Source organism: Aminicella lysinilytica (assembly GCF_004362975.1).
GTDB classification, from domain to species: domain Bacteria; phylum Bacillota; class Clostridia; order Peptostreptococcales; family Anaerovoracaceae; genus Aminicella; species Aminicella lysinilytica.
Window position 1 is genome coordinate 30,146 of record NZ_SNXO01000017.1, and the last position, 16,637, is coordinate 46,782.

At 48.0% G+C, this 16,637-nt stretch carries 16 protein-coding genes; 12 read left to right on the forward strand and 4 right to left on the reverse strand.

Going from position 1 to position 16,637, the window contains the following annotated elements; all coding sequences use genetic code 11:
* Window positions 1-5: 5 nt before the first annotated feature.
* Genes serS through EV211_RS05685 form a run of 4 tightly spaced genes read left to right on the forward strand, consistent with a single transcriptional unit; the run spans window position 6 to window position 5,352 of the window.
* Complete coding sequence (gene serS, locus EV211_RS05670) at window positions 6-1,289, forward strand: serine--tRNA ligase (RefSeq protein ID WP_133528453.1); 1,284 nt, start codon at window positions 6-8, stop codon at window positions 1,287-1,289.
* On the forward strand, window positions 1,282-2,373 hold the full coding sequence (locus EV211_RS05675; RefSeq protein ID WP_133528454.1) for a putative NPN-dependent ornithine cyclodeaminase: 1,092 nt from the start codon (window positions 1,282-1,284) through the stop codon (window positions 2,371-2,373). Before serS ends, EV211_RS05675 begins: the two co-directional genes overlap by 8 nt.
* A gap of 25 nt (window positions 2,374-2,398) precedes the next feature.
* Window positions 2,399-3,934 (forward strand): cardiolipin synthase, encoded by a 1,536-nt coding sequence (gene cls / locus EV211_RS05680; RefSeq protein ID WP_133528455.1) that lies wholly within the window; start codon window positions 2,399-2,401, stop codon window positions 3,932-3,934.
* A gap of 8 nt (window positions 3,935-3,942) precedes the next feature.
* Window positions 3,943-5,352: an aminotransferase class I/II-fold pyridoxal phosphate-dependent enzyme gene (locus EV211_RS05685; RefSeq protein ID WP_133528456.1), complete on the forward strand. Its 1,410-nt coding sequence runs from the start codon at window positions 3,943-3,945 to the stop codon at window positions 5,350-5,352.
* 296 nt (window positions 5,353-5,648) lie between these two features.
* On the opposite strand, the gene EV211_RS05690 is transcribed toward EV211_RS05685, so the two are convergent.
* Window positions 5,649-6,572 carry a PepSY domain-containing protein gene (locus tag EV211_RS05690; RefSeq protein WP_133528457.1) on the reverse strand — a complete coding sequence of 308 codons (924 nt, stop codon included), beginning with the start codon at window positions 6,570-6,572 and terminating at the stop codon, window positions 5,649-5,651.
* A gap of 132 nt (window positions 6,573-6,704) precedes the next feature.
* On the opposite strand from EV211_RS05690, the gene EV211_RS05695 reads away from it, so the two are divergent.
* A complete protein-coding gene (locus EV211_RS05695; protein WP_133528458.1) occupies window positions 6,705-7,373 on the forward strand; it encodes a response regulator transcription factor in 669 nt (222 codons plus the stop codon).
* The gene (locus tag EV211_RS05700; protein WP_133528459.1) at window positions 7,370-8,725 is read left to right on the forward strand and encodes a sensor histidine kinase; all 1,356 of its coding nucleotides are present in this window, start codon (window positions 7,370-7,372) and stop codon (window positions 8,723-8,725) included. The genes EV211_RS05695 and EV211_RS05700 overlap by 4 nt, the downstream gene beginning before the upstream one ends.
* Here EV211_RS05700 and EV211_RS05705 read toward each other — a convergent pair whose 3' ends face one another.
* Genes EV211_RS05705 through EV211_RS05715 form a run of 3 tightly spaced genes read right to left on the reverse strand, consistent with a single transcriptional unit; the run spans window position 8,726 to window position 11,170 of the window.
* Window positions 8,726-10,573, reverse strand: a complete 1,848-nt coding sequence (locus tag EV211_RS05705) for a heavy metal translocating P-type ATPase (protein ID WP_133528460.1) — start codon at window positions 10,571-10,573, stop codon at window positions 8,726-8,728.
* Window positions 10,574-10,584: 11 nt separating this feature from the next.
* Window positions 10,585-10,803, reverse strand: a complete 219-nt coding sequence (locus EV211_RS05710; protein ID WP_133528461.1) for a cation transporter — start codon at window positions 10,801-10,803, stop codon at window positions 10,585-10,587.
* Between the two features lies 1 nt (window position 10,804).
* The gene (locus tag EV211_RS05715) at window positions 10,805-11,170 is read right to left on the reverse strand and encodes an ArsR/SmtB family transcription factor (protein ID WP_207667995.1); all 366 of its coding nucleotides are present in this window, start codon (window positions 11,168-11,170) and stop codon (window positions 10,805-10,807) included.
* Between the two features lie 253 nt (window positions 11,171-11,423).
* Here EV211_RS05715 and rsxC point away from each other — a divergent pair, with 253 nt between their 5' ends.
* The 6 genes from rsxC to EV211_RS05745 are packed head-to-tail and all read left to right on the forward strand — an operon-like array spanning window position 11,424 to window position 16,479.
* Window positions 11,424-12,740, forward strand: coding sequence for an electron transport complex subunit RsxC (gene rsxC, locus EV211_RS05720; protein WP_133528463.1), 1,317 nt, complete (start codon window positions 11,424-11,426; stop codon window positions 12,738-12,740).
* The gene (locus EV211_RS05725) at window positions 12,740-13,732 is read left to right on the forward strand and encodes an RnfABCDGE type electron transport complex subunit D (RefSeq protein ID WP_133528464.1); all 993 of its coding nucleotides are present in this window, start codon (window positions 12,740-12,742) and stop codon (window positions 13,730-13,732) included. The genes rsxC and EV211_RS05725 overlap by 1 nt, the downstream gene beginning before the upstream one ends.
* Complete coding sequence (locus EV211_RS05730; protein WP_166635380.1) at window positions 13,722-14,291, forward strand: FMN-binding protein; 570 nt, start codon at window positions 13,722-13,724, stop codon at window positions 14,289-14,291. The genes EV211_RS05725 and EV211_RS05730 overlap by 11 nt, the downstream gene beginning before the upstream one ends.
* Window positions 14,291-15,001 (forward strand): electron transport complex subunit RsxE, encoded by a 711-nt coding sequence (gene rsxE / locus EV211_RS05735; protein WP_133528466.1) that lies wholly within the window; start codon window positions 14,291-14,293, stop codon window positions 14,999-15,001. Before EV211_RS05730 ends, rsxE begins: the two co-directional genes overlap by 1 nt.
* On the forward strand, window positions 14,995-15,576 hold the full coding sequence (locus EV211_RS05740) for an electron transport complex protein RnfA (RefSeq protein ID WP_133528467.1): 582 nt from the start codon (window positions 14,995-14,997) through the stop codon (window positions 15,574-15,576). Before rsxE ends, EV211_RS05740 begins: the two co-directional genes overlap by 7 nt.
* Before the next feature lie 18 nt (window positions 15,577-15,594).
* Window positions 15,595-16,479, forward strand: a complete 885-nt coding sequence (locus EV211_RS05745; protein WP_133528468.1) for an RnfABCDGE type electron transport complex subunit B — start codon at window positions 15,595-15,597, stop codon at window positions 16,477-16,479.
* The last annotated feature ends 158 nt before the right edge of the window (window positions 16,480-16,637 follow it).

Here is a 16,637-nt window from a genome sequence, read left to right on the forward strand (position 1 = left end):
GTAAAATGTTAGACATTAAGAGAATAAGAGAAGATTTCGACGGAGTTAAGGAAAGAGTAGAATTCAGGGGCAAGGGCGACTTCGGCATAGATGATGTTAAGAAGTACGATGATCAGCGTAAGGAAATACTGGCTGAAGTCGAAGACAAGAAGCACAAGCAGAACACAGTATCTAAAGAGATTCCTAAGATGAAGAAGGCCGGGGAAGACACCACTGCGGTAATGGCTGAAATGAAGGAACTGTCTGCTGAAATCAAGGAAATGGACGGGAAACTTTCAGAGATAGAGACCAACCTGAGGAACGCCCTTTTGAATGTTCCTAATACGCCTGCTGAGGGAGTACCTTTCGGCAAAGACGATGCTGACAACGTGGAACTGAGAAAGCATGGGGAACCAACTAAGTTTGATTTTGAGCCGAAAGCCCACTGGGACATAGGCGAAAACCTGGGCATTCTGGACTTCGAGAGAGCTGCCAAGATAGCAGGAGCCAGATTCACTATCTACAAGGGTCTGGGAGCTAGACTTGAGAGAGCCATAGCCTGCTTTATGCTAGACCTTCATACTATAGACCAGGATTATACGGAAATCCTGCCGCCTTTCATGGTCAACAGAGATGCTATGACAGGAACGGGACAGCTTCCGAAATTTGAAGATGACATGTTCTATGTACCCCAGAAGGATTTCTTCCTCATACCGACAGCAGAAGTACCTGTTACTAATATGAGAGCTCAGGAAATCATAGATGAGGCAGAGCTGCCAATACATTACACAGCTTACACCCCTTGTTTCAGAGCCGAAGCAGGTTCTGCAGGCAGGGATACGAGAGGAATAATCAGACAGCATCAGTTTAACAAAGTGGAACTGGTCAAGTTCGTTAAGCCGGAGACATCATGGGATGAGCTTGAGTCATTGACTCTGGATGCAGAGGAAGTCCTGAAGAGGCTTGGCCTGCCGTATCACGTTGTCAAACTCAGCTCGGGAGACCTGGGATTCTCATCGGCGACCACTTACGATATCGAAGTCTGGATGCCAAGCTACGGAAGGTATGTTGAGATTTCTTCATGTTCCAACTTCCTGGATTTCCAGGCAAGACGCGCTAACATCAGATTCAGAAGAAACGGCGGCAAGCCGGAATTCGTTCATACACTTAACGGCAGCGGACTGGCTGTTGGAAGAACTACGGCCGCCATACTGGAGAATTTCCAGCAGGAGGATGGCAGCGTTATAGTTCCTGAAGTCCTGAGAAAATATATGGGCGGCGTTGAAAGGATCGAAAAGCAAGATGTTTAAATTACCAGATTACATTGAGCCTGATTTCTCTCAGGAGAAATTCATTAAGGCTCCTAATGCCAAGCTGGAGGCTTCGCCGGTGGATAAAGCCGCTCCGGAACATTTCCATGCTACATCAATATTTCCTGAATACTTCAAGATAGACGGTCAGTGGTATCTGGCCGAGGACAGCAGAATGGACTGCGTGCCCGTATTCGAGAATAATAAGATATACGTCAGAGAGTTCAGAAACCTGAGACAGGGCGACATGGTCGTCACAGGCAGAACGGAAGACTGTGAAGAGGGTATATATGTCCACGCTAACTGCTTCGACTGGGAGCAGAAACGCAGCGTAGGGAACTTCGCCTTCCGTCAGAGCAGAAGCAGAGAGACAGCCTTCACCTATGACTACGAACAGCTTTGCGACATATTGAAATATGAAAAAGAGCATGACGGTTATGTAGTATGGGTACTGGGACCTGCTTGCGCCTTCGATGTCACAGCCAGAGAATCCTTTGCGAAACTGGTGGAAAACGGCTATGTTCAGGCTTTGCTGGCGGGCAACGCTCTGGCAACTCACGACCTGGAGGCTGGCTATATAGGCACTGCTCTGGGCGTGGATATCAGAACGCAGATGCCCTATACCAACGGCCACTACAACCATATAGACACAATCAATAAAATCAATACCTACGGTTCTATTGCGAAATTCCTGGAGAAAGAGAATATCCCCGACGGCATCATCAAAGCCTGCGTGGACAACGATGTTCCCTTTGTGCTCAACGGCTCCATCAGAGACGACGGGCCCTTGCCTGAGGTATACGAGCACACCTATGTAGGCCAGGACGCTATCAGATCCCACGTGCGTAAGGCGACTACAGTCATTGGAATGGCTACGGTCCTGCATACTATAGCTACTGGGAATATGACGCCGACTTACAGAGTTCTGGGCGACGGAACCATCAGGCCGGTATACTTTTACATGGTAGACACAGTAGAATTCGCAGTCAACAAACTGGGTGACAGAGGAAGTCTGTCGGCCAAGGGGATCGTCACCAACGTGCAGGATTTCATGCGTAACGTGACTTCGCAGTTAGGACTGTAACGACAGGAGATCAGGAGGGAGTTTTATGAGGTCTTTGTTCGGCAAGATCTTCAATAAGATTTTCAGCAGATTTACAATCACATTAGTATTTATACTTATACAACTATACTACTTCTTCGTGCTTGTGTTCAAACTGGCCTATTACGCCAAGTGGATAAGCATAGGATTTACAGTTGTAGCAGTGATTCTGGCGCTGTTCATTATTTGGCGCGACTATAATCCGGCCTATAAAATAGGCTGGATTCTTTTGATATGCCTTTTGCCGATAATGGGCGTGCCCCTGTACCTTTTGTTCGGCAATAAACGGCCGGCCAAACTGCTTAAACGCAGGATCGATCCTATGGAGCAGATACATCGGGACGATCTGAAACAGGAGGACGACATACGCAACATAGCTTCGCCGAGGCTGCAGCGGACCTGCTCGTATATTTCGGAGAAAGGTCCGTATCCGGCTTGGAAGAACACCCGCACCAAGTATTACCCAGTGGGTGATGACATGTTTGAGGACATGCTGAAGGATCTTGCCAAAGCCGAGCATTTCATTTTCATGGAGTATTTCATCTTCTCCAAAGGCTGGCTTTGGGAGAAGGTCTTTGCGATACTTAAGGAAAAGTCGGCTGCCGGCCTGGATGTGCGGATAATATACGATGATATCGGGACCATGGCCAAGATACCTAAGCATTTCGAGAAATTGCTGAAGGAAAATAATATCAAGGTAATGTCATTTAATAAGATGAGGCCGATCTTATCTCTGGTCTACAACAACCGTGACCACAGGAAGATAACGGTCATCGACGGCTATATAGGATACACGGGCGGCGCCAATATCGCTGACGAGTACGCCAATAAGATAGTGCGCTTCGGTCACTGGAAGGACAGCGGCGTAAGAATGTACGGCGACGCTGTATGGAATCTGACGGTCATGTTCCTTAATATGTGGAATTCCTTCATCAAGACTGATGTGGGATATGACGTCTTTCAGCCCCATGTCTGGCATCCGGAAAGTTTCAAGACTGACGGTATCGTTCAGCCTTATTCTGATACGCCTCTTGACGATGAAAACCTGGGTGAAAATGTTTACCTGGAGATCCTCAACCAGGCGGAGGATTACGTGTTCATATACACGCCATACCTGATCATAGATAATGAGATGCAGACGGCGCTGACACTGGCAGCCAAGCGCGGCGTAGACGTGCGTCTGGTGACGCCGGGCATACCGGATAAACCTCTGATATACACTTTGAGCAGGTCGTACTATGAACCCCTGATCAAAGCCGGAGTCCGCATTTACGAGTACACGCCGGGGTTCATCCACGCCAAGAGCTTCGTCAGCGACGACCGGGTAGCCGTGGTGGGCACAATCAACATGGATTACAGAAGTCTGTTCCTGCATTTCGAATGCGGCGCCCTGCTCATTGAAAACAGCGCCATCGAAGACATCAGGAACGACTGCATCGAGACCTTCCAGCGCAGCTATGAAATCACGGCCGAAGACCGCAAGAGATTCTTCTTCGGCAGGCTTCTTGCGGCTGTGCTCAGGGTGTTCGGGCCGGTGTTATAGGAGGCAGTATGAACAAAACATTGCATGATTTTCTCAGGGCCCACGCCAGCGGTTCGCCGGTTTCTTTCCATATGCCGGGCCACAAAGGTTCGGCTGTTTATCGCCAGCTGGGCTATGATGATTTCCTGGACAATATGGTCGACTGGGATATTACGGAGATCCCGGGAGCGGACAATCTCTTTCAGACGGAAGGCGTAATTGCGTCTGTTATGGATCGCTATTGCAGTCTGTACGGCAGCCGGGCATCGTATTTGCTTATTAACGGGAGCAGCTGCGGGCTGATTGCGGCGATCATGAGTTGCGTGCCTCGTGGCGGCCGCCTGATAATGGCGCGCAACTGTCACAAATCGGTATTTAACGGTCTGTCTCTGGCAGGAGTGGAGCCGGTCTATGCTTATCCTGAAATGATAGAGGCTTACGGCATTACAGGGGAGATCAGCGTTGATGAGATCAGGCGTTGTCTGGATGCTGCGCCTGACGCATCGGCAGTCCTTCTGCCCAGCCCAAATTATTACGGCATCTGCAGTGATATTGGCGCTATAGCGGAACTTGTCCATAGCCGGGGGAAGATCCTCATAGTGGATCAGGCCCACGGGGCTCACCTGAAATTTTTCGATGAATATTGCGGAGGGCTGAAGCTGGCAGCTGAAAATCTGGGAGCAGACATTGTCATTGACAGTACACACAAAACTCTGGCGTCTTTTACTCAGAGTGCTGTTGCTAATGTCTTCGGCACCAGAGTAAATCTCTTTGATTTCGAAGATGCCCTGCAGAAAATCGAGAGCACCAGTCCATCGTATCTGCTTATGGCGTCGCTGGATATAAATGCTGATATATTAGAAAAACATGGTCGCCAGCTCATTGCTGATTGGCGCCATGATTTGGATTGGTTCTATAAGGCGGCATCCAGGATAGAAGGCCTGCGGGTAATGAACCATTCGTTATTAGACGATTCCAAGCTGAACCTGGACATGAGCCATTACGGTCTCGATGGTCTGGCTCTGGAGAAGAAACTTATGGCCCGCAATATCTATCCGGAACTGGTAACGGGAAACATAGTTATGTGTATGACTGGAATCGGTAATAGACGATGCGACTATGAAGCCCTTATTGGAGCACTTTCAGAGATCGCATCCGAGGGCCATTTGCTGGATTCTGTGGAAGCCGCTCCGGCGCCCTGGTCCTTCAAAGACCTGAAGCAACACCCGGTTCCGGCTGTCAGAAAGAAATCGCAATTAAACGATGCGGCTGGGAAGATATGTGCCGCATCGATAATTCCGTATCCGCCGGGCATTCCTATTATCTGCCCCGGCGAGGAGCTGGACCAGGAGATAATTGATTATGTTTCTGATCTCCGCGCCCGTGGTGAAAATGTCATGGGAGTAGATAGCGACGGAAGGATCACAGTAGGCGCCTGAAAAGACTAACCGTTCTTTCGCTGAACGATCCCGCAGGAGCAAGTGCAGTCATAGTCGCAAGCGAGCAGGAAGAACAGACAAATATGGCCGCGATGTTTGAAGACGGAATAAAGTGCGATTATAATGGTGAAAACATGCTTGCATGATTTTCACCTGAAGAATCGCACTTTAAAGGAGTTGCATCTAAAAATGAAGCAACTCCTTAAGTATTCCGTCAAGTTCGCGGCATATTCTGTTCTTCGCGAGTGAGACTATATGACTGCCTGCACACGAGGACTAGTGAGGCGAAAGAATGGTTAGTCGTCATCCTCGTCGTTGTCGTTGTCGTCATCATTGTCATTATCGTGTGTGTCAATCTTATCTTTGTCCCAGCCGCTAATGACGCCTGAGGAAGCGTTGATCTCGAAGTCGTATTCGTAGTTGCCCAGAGTTGCTTCGCCCTCATAAACATAGATACCGTCTTCCTTTTCCAGGTTGATATTCTTAATAGTAGCGCCAGGGATCTTAGCCAGAACTATGCTCTTAGCCTTAGCTACTGAAATACGGTCGCTGGAGCTATTGTTTGAATCATTGCCCGTTGCGGTTCCTTCAGAACCGCTGTTATCGCTCTCTGAAGCGCCGCTTACAGCGTCGTTGTCACTGGAACCGTTGCTGTTGCTGTCATTGTCCGAAGTGTCATTATCTTTGTCGTTGTCATCATTCGGTATCACTGTAGCAGTACCGTATTTGATAGAACTTTCCAGAATCTTACCGCTGGCTGGATTTACCGTTGCGTCTCCGTAGAAATCTGCAGATTTGAAAGATGCTTCATATTCATAGAGACCGTCATCCTTGACCAGATTTACACTGATAGAAGTTATTCCGGAGAATTTAGCCTTTAGGATTTTTACTACTTCAGCCTTGCTTAGAGTAACTTTCTCGCTGCCCAGATCGTTATCCAGCTGAGAGTCAACTGACTTTACCTTCTGCGTCTTCTTGCTCACTTCTACTTCGTAAGTTTCCTTATTGGTCGCATCGTAGAATGTGATTTCATATTTGGTTGATTCTTCTTCTGTTGCCTTATACTCGGCATTTGCCGGAACATGTTTCTTCGCCAGGTCTCTAGCCTCCGTAGAAGTCAGGGCATCCGACAGAACTGTGGAAGCTATAAGTGCTATGGCTACGACTGCTACGGCAGCGCCGGCAATCAGAGTGTTCCTTTTGTTAAATATACTTTTCATGTTGTACTCCTTTCTCAATACAATTTCTTACTATGGCCATATAATAACCTGCGAAAATGAAACCAAAATGAAAATTTTCATTGTTTTTTAATATTTTTAATATATGATAAGAGTAGATAAAGGAGGAGCGCCATGAGATTACTGATAGTTGAAGATGAGAAGCAACTTTGCAGGAATATTGCCAAGTATATGAAAATCGAAGGATATACCTCCGACTGTTGCTTCAGCGGCGGCGACGCTATGGATTATATAGAAGCCGCCGATTACGACGCCGTGATCCTGGACATAATGCTGCCGGAGGTCAACGGGCTGGACATTTTGAAAGAGATGAGAGCGAAGGGCCGCACTACGCCGGTGCTGCTGCTTACAGCAAAAAATACAGTGGAAGACAAGGTGGCGGGCCTTGACGGCGGCGCAGACGATTATCTTACCAAGCCTTTTTCATTGGAGGAACTGGCTGCCAGGGTCAGAGTCATGATCAGGCGCGGTGGCGTTGACAGAGACGACCACATACTGAAAGTTGGACCGCTGTCACTAAATACCAAGAGCAAGATGGCAAATCGCGACGGCCGGGAAATCGTCCTTACTGCCAAGGAATACGCAATACTTGAATATCTTATGCATAATAAAGGTATGATTTTGTCCAGAGAGAAGATAGAAGAACACATCTGGAATTACGACTACGAGGGCAGCAGCAATATCGTAGATGTATATATCAGGACACTGCGCCGGAAAATCGATGCAGACTATGATGAGAAACTGATCCAGACGGTCAAAGGAATGGGTTACGTGATCAAATGAAAAACATGTCTATAAAGAAAAAAGTTACATTATATTATTCGCTGGTACTAATAGGGATCACAGTGCTGATACTTGGGGTGTTCATTGTTATAATGGACAACCAGACCAACACGATTTCCAGCGGCACCCTGAAGGACGCCGTGCAGAATTCCTTCGAGGATATTGAAAGCGAGCACAGCACCCTGCAGATAGATGACGACTTCGATAATTATTATAAGGGCGTTACGCTGCTGGTGTACAGCGATAAGGGTGATCTTATCAAGGGATCCGTGCCGGCGGCTTTCAAGGCGGCTACGCCTCTGACCACGGGCAAACTGAGGAAAGTGGAGACTGCCAATGACACGTGGCTGGTCTACGACCTGCATAACACCTACGACAACGGCCAGGGTATCTGGGTCCGGGGCATTTACGCCATGGACAACGAGGCGGCATACCTGCGATCTATAATTATCATCATGCTGATAATCCTGCCAATCTTACTTTTGCTCGCCATCCTCGCCGGGCGGCGCATAACCAAGCGCGCTTTTGCACCTGTGTCAGACATTACCGAGGCTGCTCAGACCATAGGCTCCGGTAAGGACCTGTCACGCAGGCTGCCCGTCGGCGCCAATAAAGACGAGCTATATTATCTGACGGAAACGCTGAATGACATGATGGCTCGCCTGGAGACAGCCTTCAAGGCTGAGAAACAGTTCACCTCAGATGTATCTCACGAGCTCAGGACGCCGGTGTCGGTAGTTCTGTCCGAGTGCGAGCTGCTCCTTAAAGAAAACCATGATGGGGCTGAATACAGGGAGTCCATCGAGATGATACAGAAGCAGTGCAAGCGGACTATGGCTCTGATCCAGCAACTTTTGCAGCTGTCACGGACTATGGACAAGGAAACGGTCATGGAGAAGGAACGCCTGGATCTGTCGGCTCTCTGTAGAGATATGGTTGACGAATACTCCAAGGTGGCTGAAGAACAGGGCATTGAGATGGAGGCCAATATTGAGAATCAGATATTTTTCAATGGCGACCAGACTCTGCTTATACGTATGATGGCCAATCTCCTGACCAACGCCGTCAAATATAACGAAGCGCCGGGAACCGTTTGGATGACCCTGTCTCGGAACGAAAAGAATACCGTCATAACTGTAAGCGATGACGGTATAGGTATATCGGAGGAGGATCAGAAGAATATCTTCAATCGGTTCTATAAGGCTGACCGGTCCCGCGCCCACGAAGGGGACAGTTTCGGTCTGGGTCTGGCCATGGTACGCTGGATAGCCGAAGCTCACGGCGGAGAGATTTCCGTTGAAAGCACACTGGGCCAGGGCAGCGTGTTTACTGTTATATTGCCCGAGGCCTGATCATAATTTCAGGGCACGCATAGAGTTCAGTATGCACAGTACAGCCACGCCTACATCGGCGAAGACGGCTTCCCACATAGTCGCCAGGCCGAAGGCACCAAGGCCCAGAATGGCGAATTTGATAACCAGCGCGAATACTACGTTTTGCCTGCAGATCTTCATGGTCTTGCGGGCAATTTTCATTACTGCGGTCAGTCTGGAAATGTCGTCGGTCATTATGACTACATCGGCGGCTTCCACTGCTGCGTCTGACCCGAAAGCTCCCATGGCAATGCCCACGTCGGCACGGGCCAGGACAGGAGCGTCGTTGATGCCGTCACCAACAAAAACCAGCCTGTTCTTCTCGCCTTCGGCGGCTATGGCTGTCTCCAGGGCATCGACTTTCTGCCCCGGCAGAAGTTCGCTCATAATGTCTGTGACGCCTATGGCCTTGCCTACGGCTTCGGCAATTTCCAAGCGGTCGCCTGTGAGCATGATCTCCCGTTTGACACCGAGCTTTTTCAGTTCAGCCAGGGTATCTGCGCAGTTGTCTCTGATCTGATCGGCAACTGCTATGTAGCCCAGGTAATTATTTTCATCGGCCACATAGACTATGGAACCCATATCTGTTGCTTCGACGAAGTCTGCGCCTATATCTCTCATGAGAGCAGCGTTGCCGAAGTATATCTTTCTTCCGTTATACAGACAGCTTATGCCCTTGCCGGCCAGTTCATGATAATCGGTGACTGGGCCCTCAGAGGCCTCAGTATTATCGCTGCGCTCCTTCCAGCAGGCCGCAATAGACGCGGCGATAGGGTGATTAGACTTAGCCTCACATACAGCTGTCATTTCCAGAAGTTCTGCCTCGGAAATGCCGCCTGCCGGGCTGATTTTTGTTACGGCGAACCGACCTGTCGTCAGGGTGCCTGTCTTATCGAAGGCAAAGGTGTCCACCTTGGCAAGAGCCTCCAGGTAGTTGCTGCCTTTGACCAGAATGCCCTGCCTGGACGCGGAGCCCACGCCTGCGAAGAGACTCAGAGGGACCGAAATGACCAAAGCGCACGGGCACGAGATCACCAGGAATATCATGGCCCGGTAGAGCCACTCATCGAAGGCGGACCAGCCGAAAACGATTGTCGGTATAACGGCAAGAGCCACAGCACAGCCTACTACCATAGGAGTGTAATAGTGAGCGAATTTGGTTATGAACTTTTCTACAGACGCCTTCTTGCTGCTGGCATTTTCCACCAGATCCAGGACTTTTGCCACGGTGGAATCTTCATAGACCTTAGTTACGCGGACCTGAAGGAGGCCTGTCAGATTGATAGTGCCGCTGATGACTTCAGCACCCTCGGTAACGTCTCTCGGCATGGATTCGCCGGTGAGGGCAGCTGTGTCCAGGGATGATGAGCCGTTGATGATGACGCCGTCCACAGGGATCTTCTCACCGGGACGGACCAGAATCACGTCGCCGAGCTTCAGTTCCTCGGGATCCACTCGTTCTTCCTTGCCGTCTGCCAATCTGTTGGCGAATTCCGCCTTAATGTCCATAAGTCCGGCGATGGATTTTCGGGAATTATTGACTGCGTAATCCTCGAAAAACTCGCCAACCTGGTAGAATAGCATAACCGCAACGGCTTCCGGGTACTGGCCGCAGTACAGGGCACCAAGAGAAGCAATGGTCATGAGAAAGTTCTCATCCAAGAGCTCCAGATGGATTATGCCTATAACAGCTTCAAAGATCGTTTTGTAGCCGGCAACCAGGTATGCGCCGATAAAAAACCAGAAATTGCCTGTAGCGAAGCCCACAGCGTATAGGGCTGCCGATATAAGTATTTTAGCTATGTCGATTTTCTGTTCCTTGTTCATGTTTGTCCCTCTTATTTAATGATTTTGCATCCACGGTCGACTTTGGTAATGGCTTTCTGAGCGGCAACCATAACATCATCGAACTTTTCATCCTCTGCATCGATGTTGATCTTCTGAGTCATGAAACTGATGCTGCATTCATTGACGCCGTCGATTTTACCGATAGCTCTTTCCATTTTAGCCGCGCAGTTGGCGCAGTCCAGATTTTCAAGCTTATAAGATTTCTTCATTTTAGTACCTTCCTTTACAGTTAAAATCAAAAATAATGTCTACTATGTGGTGGATATGTCTGGCCTCCTCCGTGTCGGACAGGGTGTAATAGACCTCTTTCCCGTCCTTGCGGGATGTGAGTATGCCTGCGCTGCGCAGGACCTTCAGGTGGTGTGACACTGCAGGCGATGACATTTCCACAGCGGCGGCGATATTAGCTACGCAGTCCTCCGTGTGGCAAAGAAGCCACAGGATCTTGACCCGCGTAGGGTCACTTAATAGCGCAAAGGTATCCGCTACATTGTCGAATACATCCTGGCAGGGTATGTCCCGCAGGTATTGGGCTGTGGCTGTGCCGTGGTTATGTGGTAATCTGATTTCTGCCATTTTCATCCTCCTTGATTAAACGATTAAGCAATCGTTTAATTGTTATGCTTATGTTATGCCCTGAAATAATGCATTTAAACACACAAACCTATATTTTTTTCGACAAATTCGGTTCACTTTGTATTATGTATTCCTTATGTTATATTTATATCAAATATATAGTGATTTTTGGGATTTAATGTTGTATAATAACCTTCGTATGATTATTAAAAGATTAATGAATACTATTATTTAGAAAGGAAGGTTTCAATTTATGAGTTCTAATGCAAAACATTTGCATAGCATCGATGCCGGACATTATAAAAATACTGCCGGATGTGAAACCGAAGTGATGCCTATTCCAGACATTGTCAAGATATCAATGTCACAGAACATAGGCGCACCTTGCAAGCCTCTCGTGAAAAAGGGAGACGAAGTCAAGGTAGGACAGTTGATCGGCGACACGGATGCTTTCGTAAGTGTACCTGTCCACTCCAGCGTATCGGGAACGGTAACTGGAATCGAGACTCAGCGTTCTGCTATGGGCGGAAATGACACTCTGGTAGTCATTGAAGCAGATAAGAAGCAGGAACTGGCTGAGGGGATCAAAGCACCTGAGATCACAGACCAGCCAAGCTTTGTAAAAGCTGTAAGAGACAGCGGTCTGGTAGGTTTGGGAGGAGCTTCATTCCCGACACATATCAAATTTAATCCAAAGAACATCGATGATGTGCATACATTCATCGTCAATGGTGCAGAGTGTGAACCATTCATTACTTCTGACCACAGAACGATGCTTGAGGATGCGCAGCAGGTAATCGACGGCGCTCAGATGATCATGAAGTATCTGGGTACTGAGCAGGGTTACATTGCTATCGAGGAAAACAAACCTGATGCTATAGCAAACTTCGATAAGATGCTTGCTGAGCAGGGTATTTCAAACATCAAGACATTCAAGCTCCAGGCTAGATATCCTAAAGGAGCAGAAAGAGTTTTGATCTACGAGATCACAGGCAAACACTGTGACGCAGGCGTGCTTCCTGCAGACCTGGGAGTTATTGTTTCCAACGTAACTTCAGTGGCATTCTTTGGCCAGTATCTGAAAGACGGCGTTCCACTAACTAAGAAGAGAATGACCGTTGACGGCGATGCTGTAAATACACCGAAGAACATTATTGCACCTATAGGCACACAGATCCATGACATTATGGAATTCTGCGGCGGCTATAAGTCAGCACCTACTAAGATCCTCATGGGAGGACCTATGATGGGCAGAGCGATATTCTCCGATAAGATGCCAATAGTTAAAAATAATAATGCTCTTCTGGCTTTTTCTAAGAGTCAGGCGTTCATTCCTGAGGAGACTGCTTGTATCCATTGCGGAAGATGTCACGTGGCATGTCCATTTGATCTGCTTCCTACAGGATTTGCAGACGCTTATGAACAGAGAGACGCTCAGAGACTGAGTGACCTTCAGGTCATGCAGTGCATGGAGTGCGGAAGCTGCTCATTTGTCTGTCCTGCAAGAAGACCTCTCAGCTTTATGAACAAACTGGGTAAAGGTCTGGTAAAGGAGGCTGGGATCAAGTAATGGAAAATCAATATTATGATAATTTAACAGTATCCTCGTCACCACATCTGGTCACAGGCCTGGATACGAGGAAGACGATGATGATGGTGCTCATAGCACTGATCCCGTCATTCCTGGTAAGTATATATGTATTCGGTTTCAGAGTAATAATTCTGACTATCGTATGCGTAGTAGCTTCAGTATTCTTCGAATGGGGCTACAATAAGTTAATGAAGAAACCACAGACCATCGGAGATCTGAGCGCATGCGTGACAGGAACTATCCTGGCATTCAACCTGCCTTCAAGTTTCCCATATTGGATGGCTATCATAGGATGCTTTGTTGCAATAGTTGTAGTAAAGATGCTCTACGGCGGACTCGGCAGAAACATTGCCAACCCTGCTATCGTAGGACGTATCGTACTGCTGCTGTCATTCACAACACAGATGACTACATGGCCTGTTACCCGTCTTGCAGCTACAGACGCAACTACAGGAGCAACCCCTTTAGGACTGCTGCAGGCAGCTAAGGGCGGTTCCGTAACACTTCCTTCGAACATGGAAATGTTCCTTGGATTCATCGGAGGTTCCATGGGTGAAGTCAGTGCGCTGGCTATCCTCATCGGTGGAGCATTCCTTATCTGGAAGAAGATAATATCACCGATAATACCGTTGACCTTTATAGGTACAGTATTTGTATTCGCATTTATCTATTACAGTATCGTCGGTGGAGATTACAGCGCTATGCATATGGCTATATTCCATATCTGCGCAGGCGGCGTTATGCTGGGAGCATTCTTCTGTGCTACAGATTATGTAACATCACCTATAATGCCACTTGGCAAAGTAATATTCGGTATCGGCTGCGGAGTCGTGACCATGGTCATCAGGCTGTGGTGTTCATTCCCGGAAGGCGTTTCATTCGCTATACTGTTCATGAATGTTCTGTGCCCGCTCATCGACAACTTTGCTATTAAGAAGTTTTATGGAGGTGCAAAGAAAAATGAAAAGTAATACATATAAAGAATATATTGCACCTGTTGTAGTACTTGTTTGTATATGCCTGGTAATCACTGCCGCACTGGCAGTTACCTATGGAGTAACAAACCCTATAATCGTCAAGAATACTAAGGCAACGGCCGACAAGGCAAGGACAACTTTGCTGAAGGATGCCGACAGCTTCACTCAGTATAAAGGCGATTTGGTAGTTGAAGAAAAAGATTCAGTCTATGTACAGGATGTATATACTGCAAACAATGGCGCCGGAATGGTGGCTACAGTAGTAACCAAGTCATTCGGCGGAGCGCTTACCATGATGGTAGGCATAGATAATAAAGGCGCGATCACAGGCGTCCAGATAATGGATCATGCTGACACGCCGGGACTGGGAACAAAAAATATGACTACGTCATATCTTGCCCAGTACAAAGGCCTCACCAAGCTGAACTCCAAGTCCGTCAAGGACGATGGCCAGATCAACTACATAAGTGGTGCCTCTGTTACAGGAAGTGCTGAGCACTACGGCGTGTACACCGCTTTAGACCAGTACAATAAAATGGGAGGTGTGAAGTAATGGAAAAGAAAAGTAAACTGAGCATCCTGACCAATGGTATAATCAAGGAAAATCCGGCATTGGTACTAGTACTTGGTACTTGTCCTACACTGGCGACTACATCGTCAGTTACTAACGGAGTTGGAATGGGAATTTCCGCAGCAGTAGTACTTATTTGTTCAAACATAGTAATTTCTGCTTTGAGAAAGATCATCCCTGACAAGGTAAGAATCCCGTGCTACATAGTAGTAATCGCTGGATTCGTAACAGTCGTACAGCTGTTGCTGCAGGCATATGTGCCTTCGCTGTATTCATCGCTGGGACTGTTCATACCACTGATCGTTGTAAACTGTATCATCCTTGGACGAGCAGAAATGTTCGCTAATAAGAACTCAGTCATCGACTCCGCCATGGACGGGATCGGAATGGGCATCGGCTTTACCTTTGCTCTGGCATGCATGGGCGCTGTAAGAGAATTGCTCGGATCCGGCACATTGCTTGGAATCAACATTCTTGCAGGACATATCGAACCAATGGGAATCTTCAATTTGGCTCCTGGCGGATTCTTCACTTATGCAGTCATCATGGCTTTGGTTGCTTATCTGACTAAGGATAAGAGCAAGATCAAGAAAGACTTTGGATGTGGCGGATGCGCCATGGAATCCACTTGCGGTGGAGAGAGAAAAGAACTTGAGAAGCTCGTAGAGAAGAAAGGAGAAGAGGCATGCTAACTTCAATGCTAGTAATCATCATCAGTATGGTGCTGGTTAGTAACTACCCATTGGCACAGTTCCTCGGTATCTGTCCTTTCCTGGGAGTTTCGAAAGACCTGGATTCAGCCAAAGGCATGGGCATTGCCGTAACCTTTGTAATGGTCCTGGCAACAGCGGCAACATGGCCTATCATGCAGTTGCTGAACGCATTTGATATACCTTATCTACAGACAATAGTATTCATACTGATAATAGCAGCATTAGTACAGTTCGTAGAGATGTTCATGAAGAAGAATATGCAGTCACTGTATAAGTCACTGGGTGTATTCCTTCCTCTGATCACAACAAACTGCGCAGTACTGGGTGTCTGCATAACGAACATAGATAACAATTACAATTATATCGAATCACTGGTTAATTCATTCGGCGCTGGAATCGGATTCCTCTTCGCTATGGTCATCATGGCCGGCGTAAGAAGCAAGCTCGTAGATCAGAGCCATATGCCTGAAGCATTCAGAGGCGTTCCAATCACATTAATTACTGCAGCAATATTGTCCTTGAGCTTTATGGGCTTCCAGGGCATGTTCTCATAGGATTGGAGGTATTACAGAATGAATTTGATAGTAATAGCAGTCGTAGTCGTAGTACTGATCGGCTTTGTAGGCGCAGCTATCCTAAGCTTCGCTTCCAAAGTATTCGCAGTGCCTGTCGATGAGACTTTTGTAAAACTCCGTGCTGAACTGCCGGGTGCTAACTGCGGTGGATGCGGCTTTGCCGGATGCGATGACTATGCCAACGCATTATCGGAAGACCACACACTAAGCTGCAGCAAATGCCCTGTAGGCGGTCCTGACGTGGCAACTAAACTGGGAGATATCCTGGGCGTGTCTGCCGGAGCCGGAGAGAAACAGGTAGCTGTGGTTCAGTGTAATGGAACCAAGGAAGCTGCCAAGGCTCTCCTGACTTACAACGATATCAAGACATGTAAGGCTGCCAAGCAGCTCTTCGGCGGCATGAACGCATGCCCATTCGGATGTCTGGGACTTGGCGACTGCACAGCAGCCTGCGAGTTTGACGCAATCCATATCTGCGACGGCGTAGCCGTAGTAAACAGGAATGATTGCGTTGCCTGCGGAGCTTGCGCAACAGCTTGTCCTAACAATCTTATCAGGATCTCACCTGCTAAGAATCTTGTCATCGTACAGTGTGCCAATAAGGCAAAGGGCGGCGAGGCCAGAAAAGCCTGTAGCAATGCCTGCATCGGTTGCGGAAAGTGCGAGAAGACATGTAAGTTCGACGCTATCCACGTTGAAGATAACCTTGCGTTTATCGATCCAGAGAAGTGCAAGAACTGCGGCATGTGTGCCAAAGAGTGCCCAACCGGCGCTATCGTCAACATGAAAGTGAAGAAAGCTAAACCTGCAGCACCTAAGGCTGAAGCGGCTCCTGCTCCTGCAAAGGAAGCAGCTCCTGCTGAGGAAAATGCTCAGGCATAGTAATTGAGCGGAGGAATCTTCGCTACAAGAAGAAACTAAGAGAGACTGTCGAAAGACGGTCTCTTTTAAGTATGACGGGCATGCCGTCAATCTGTGGTGAAAGTCCACGTGGGGCGTAGTTGCCGACGAACCCCAAAGCGACTTGCAAGTTTCACATC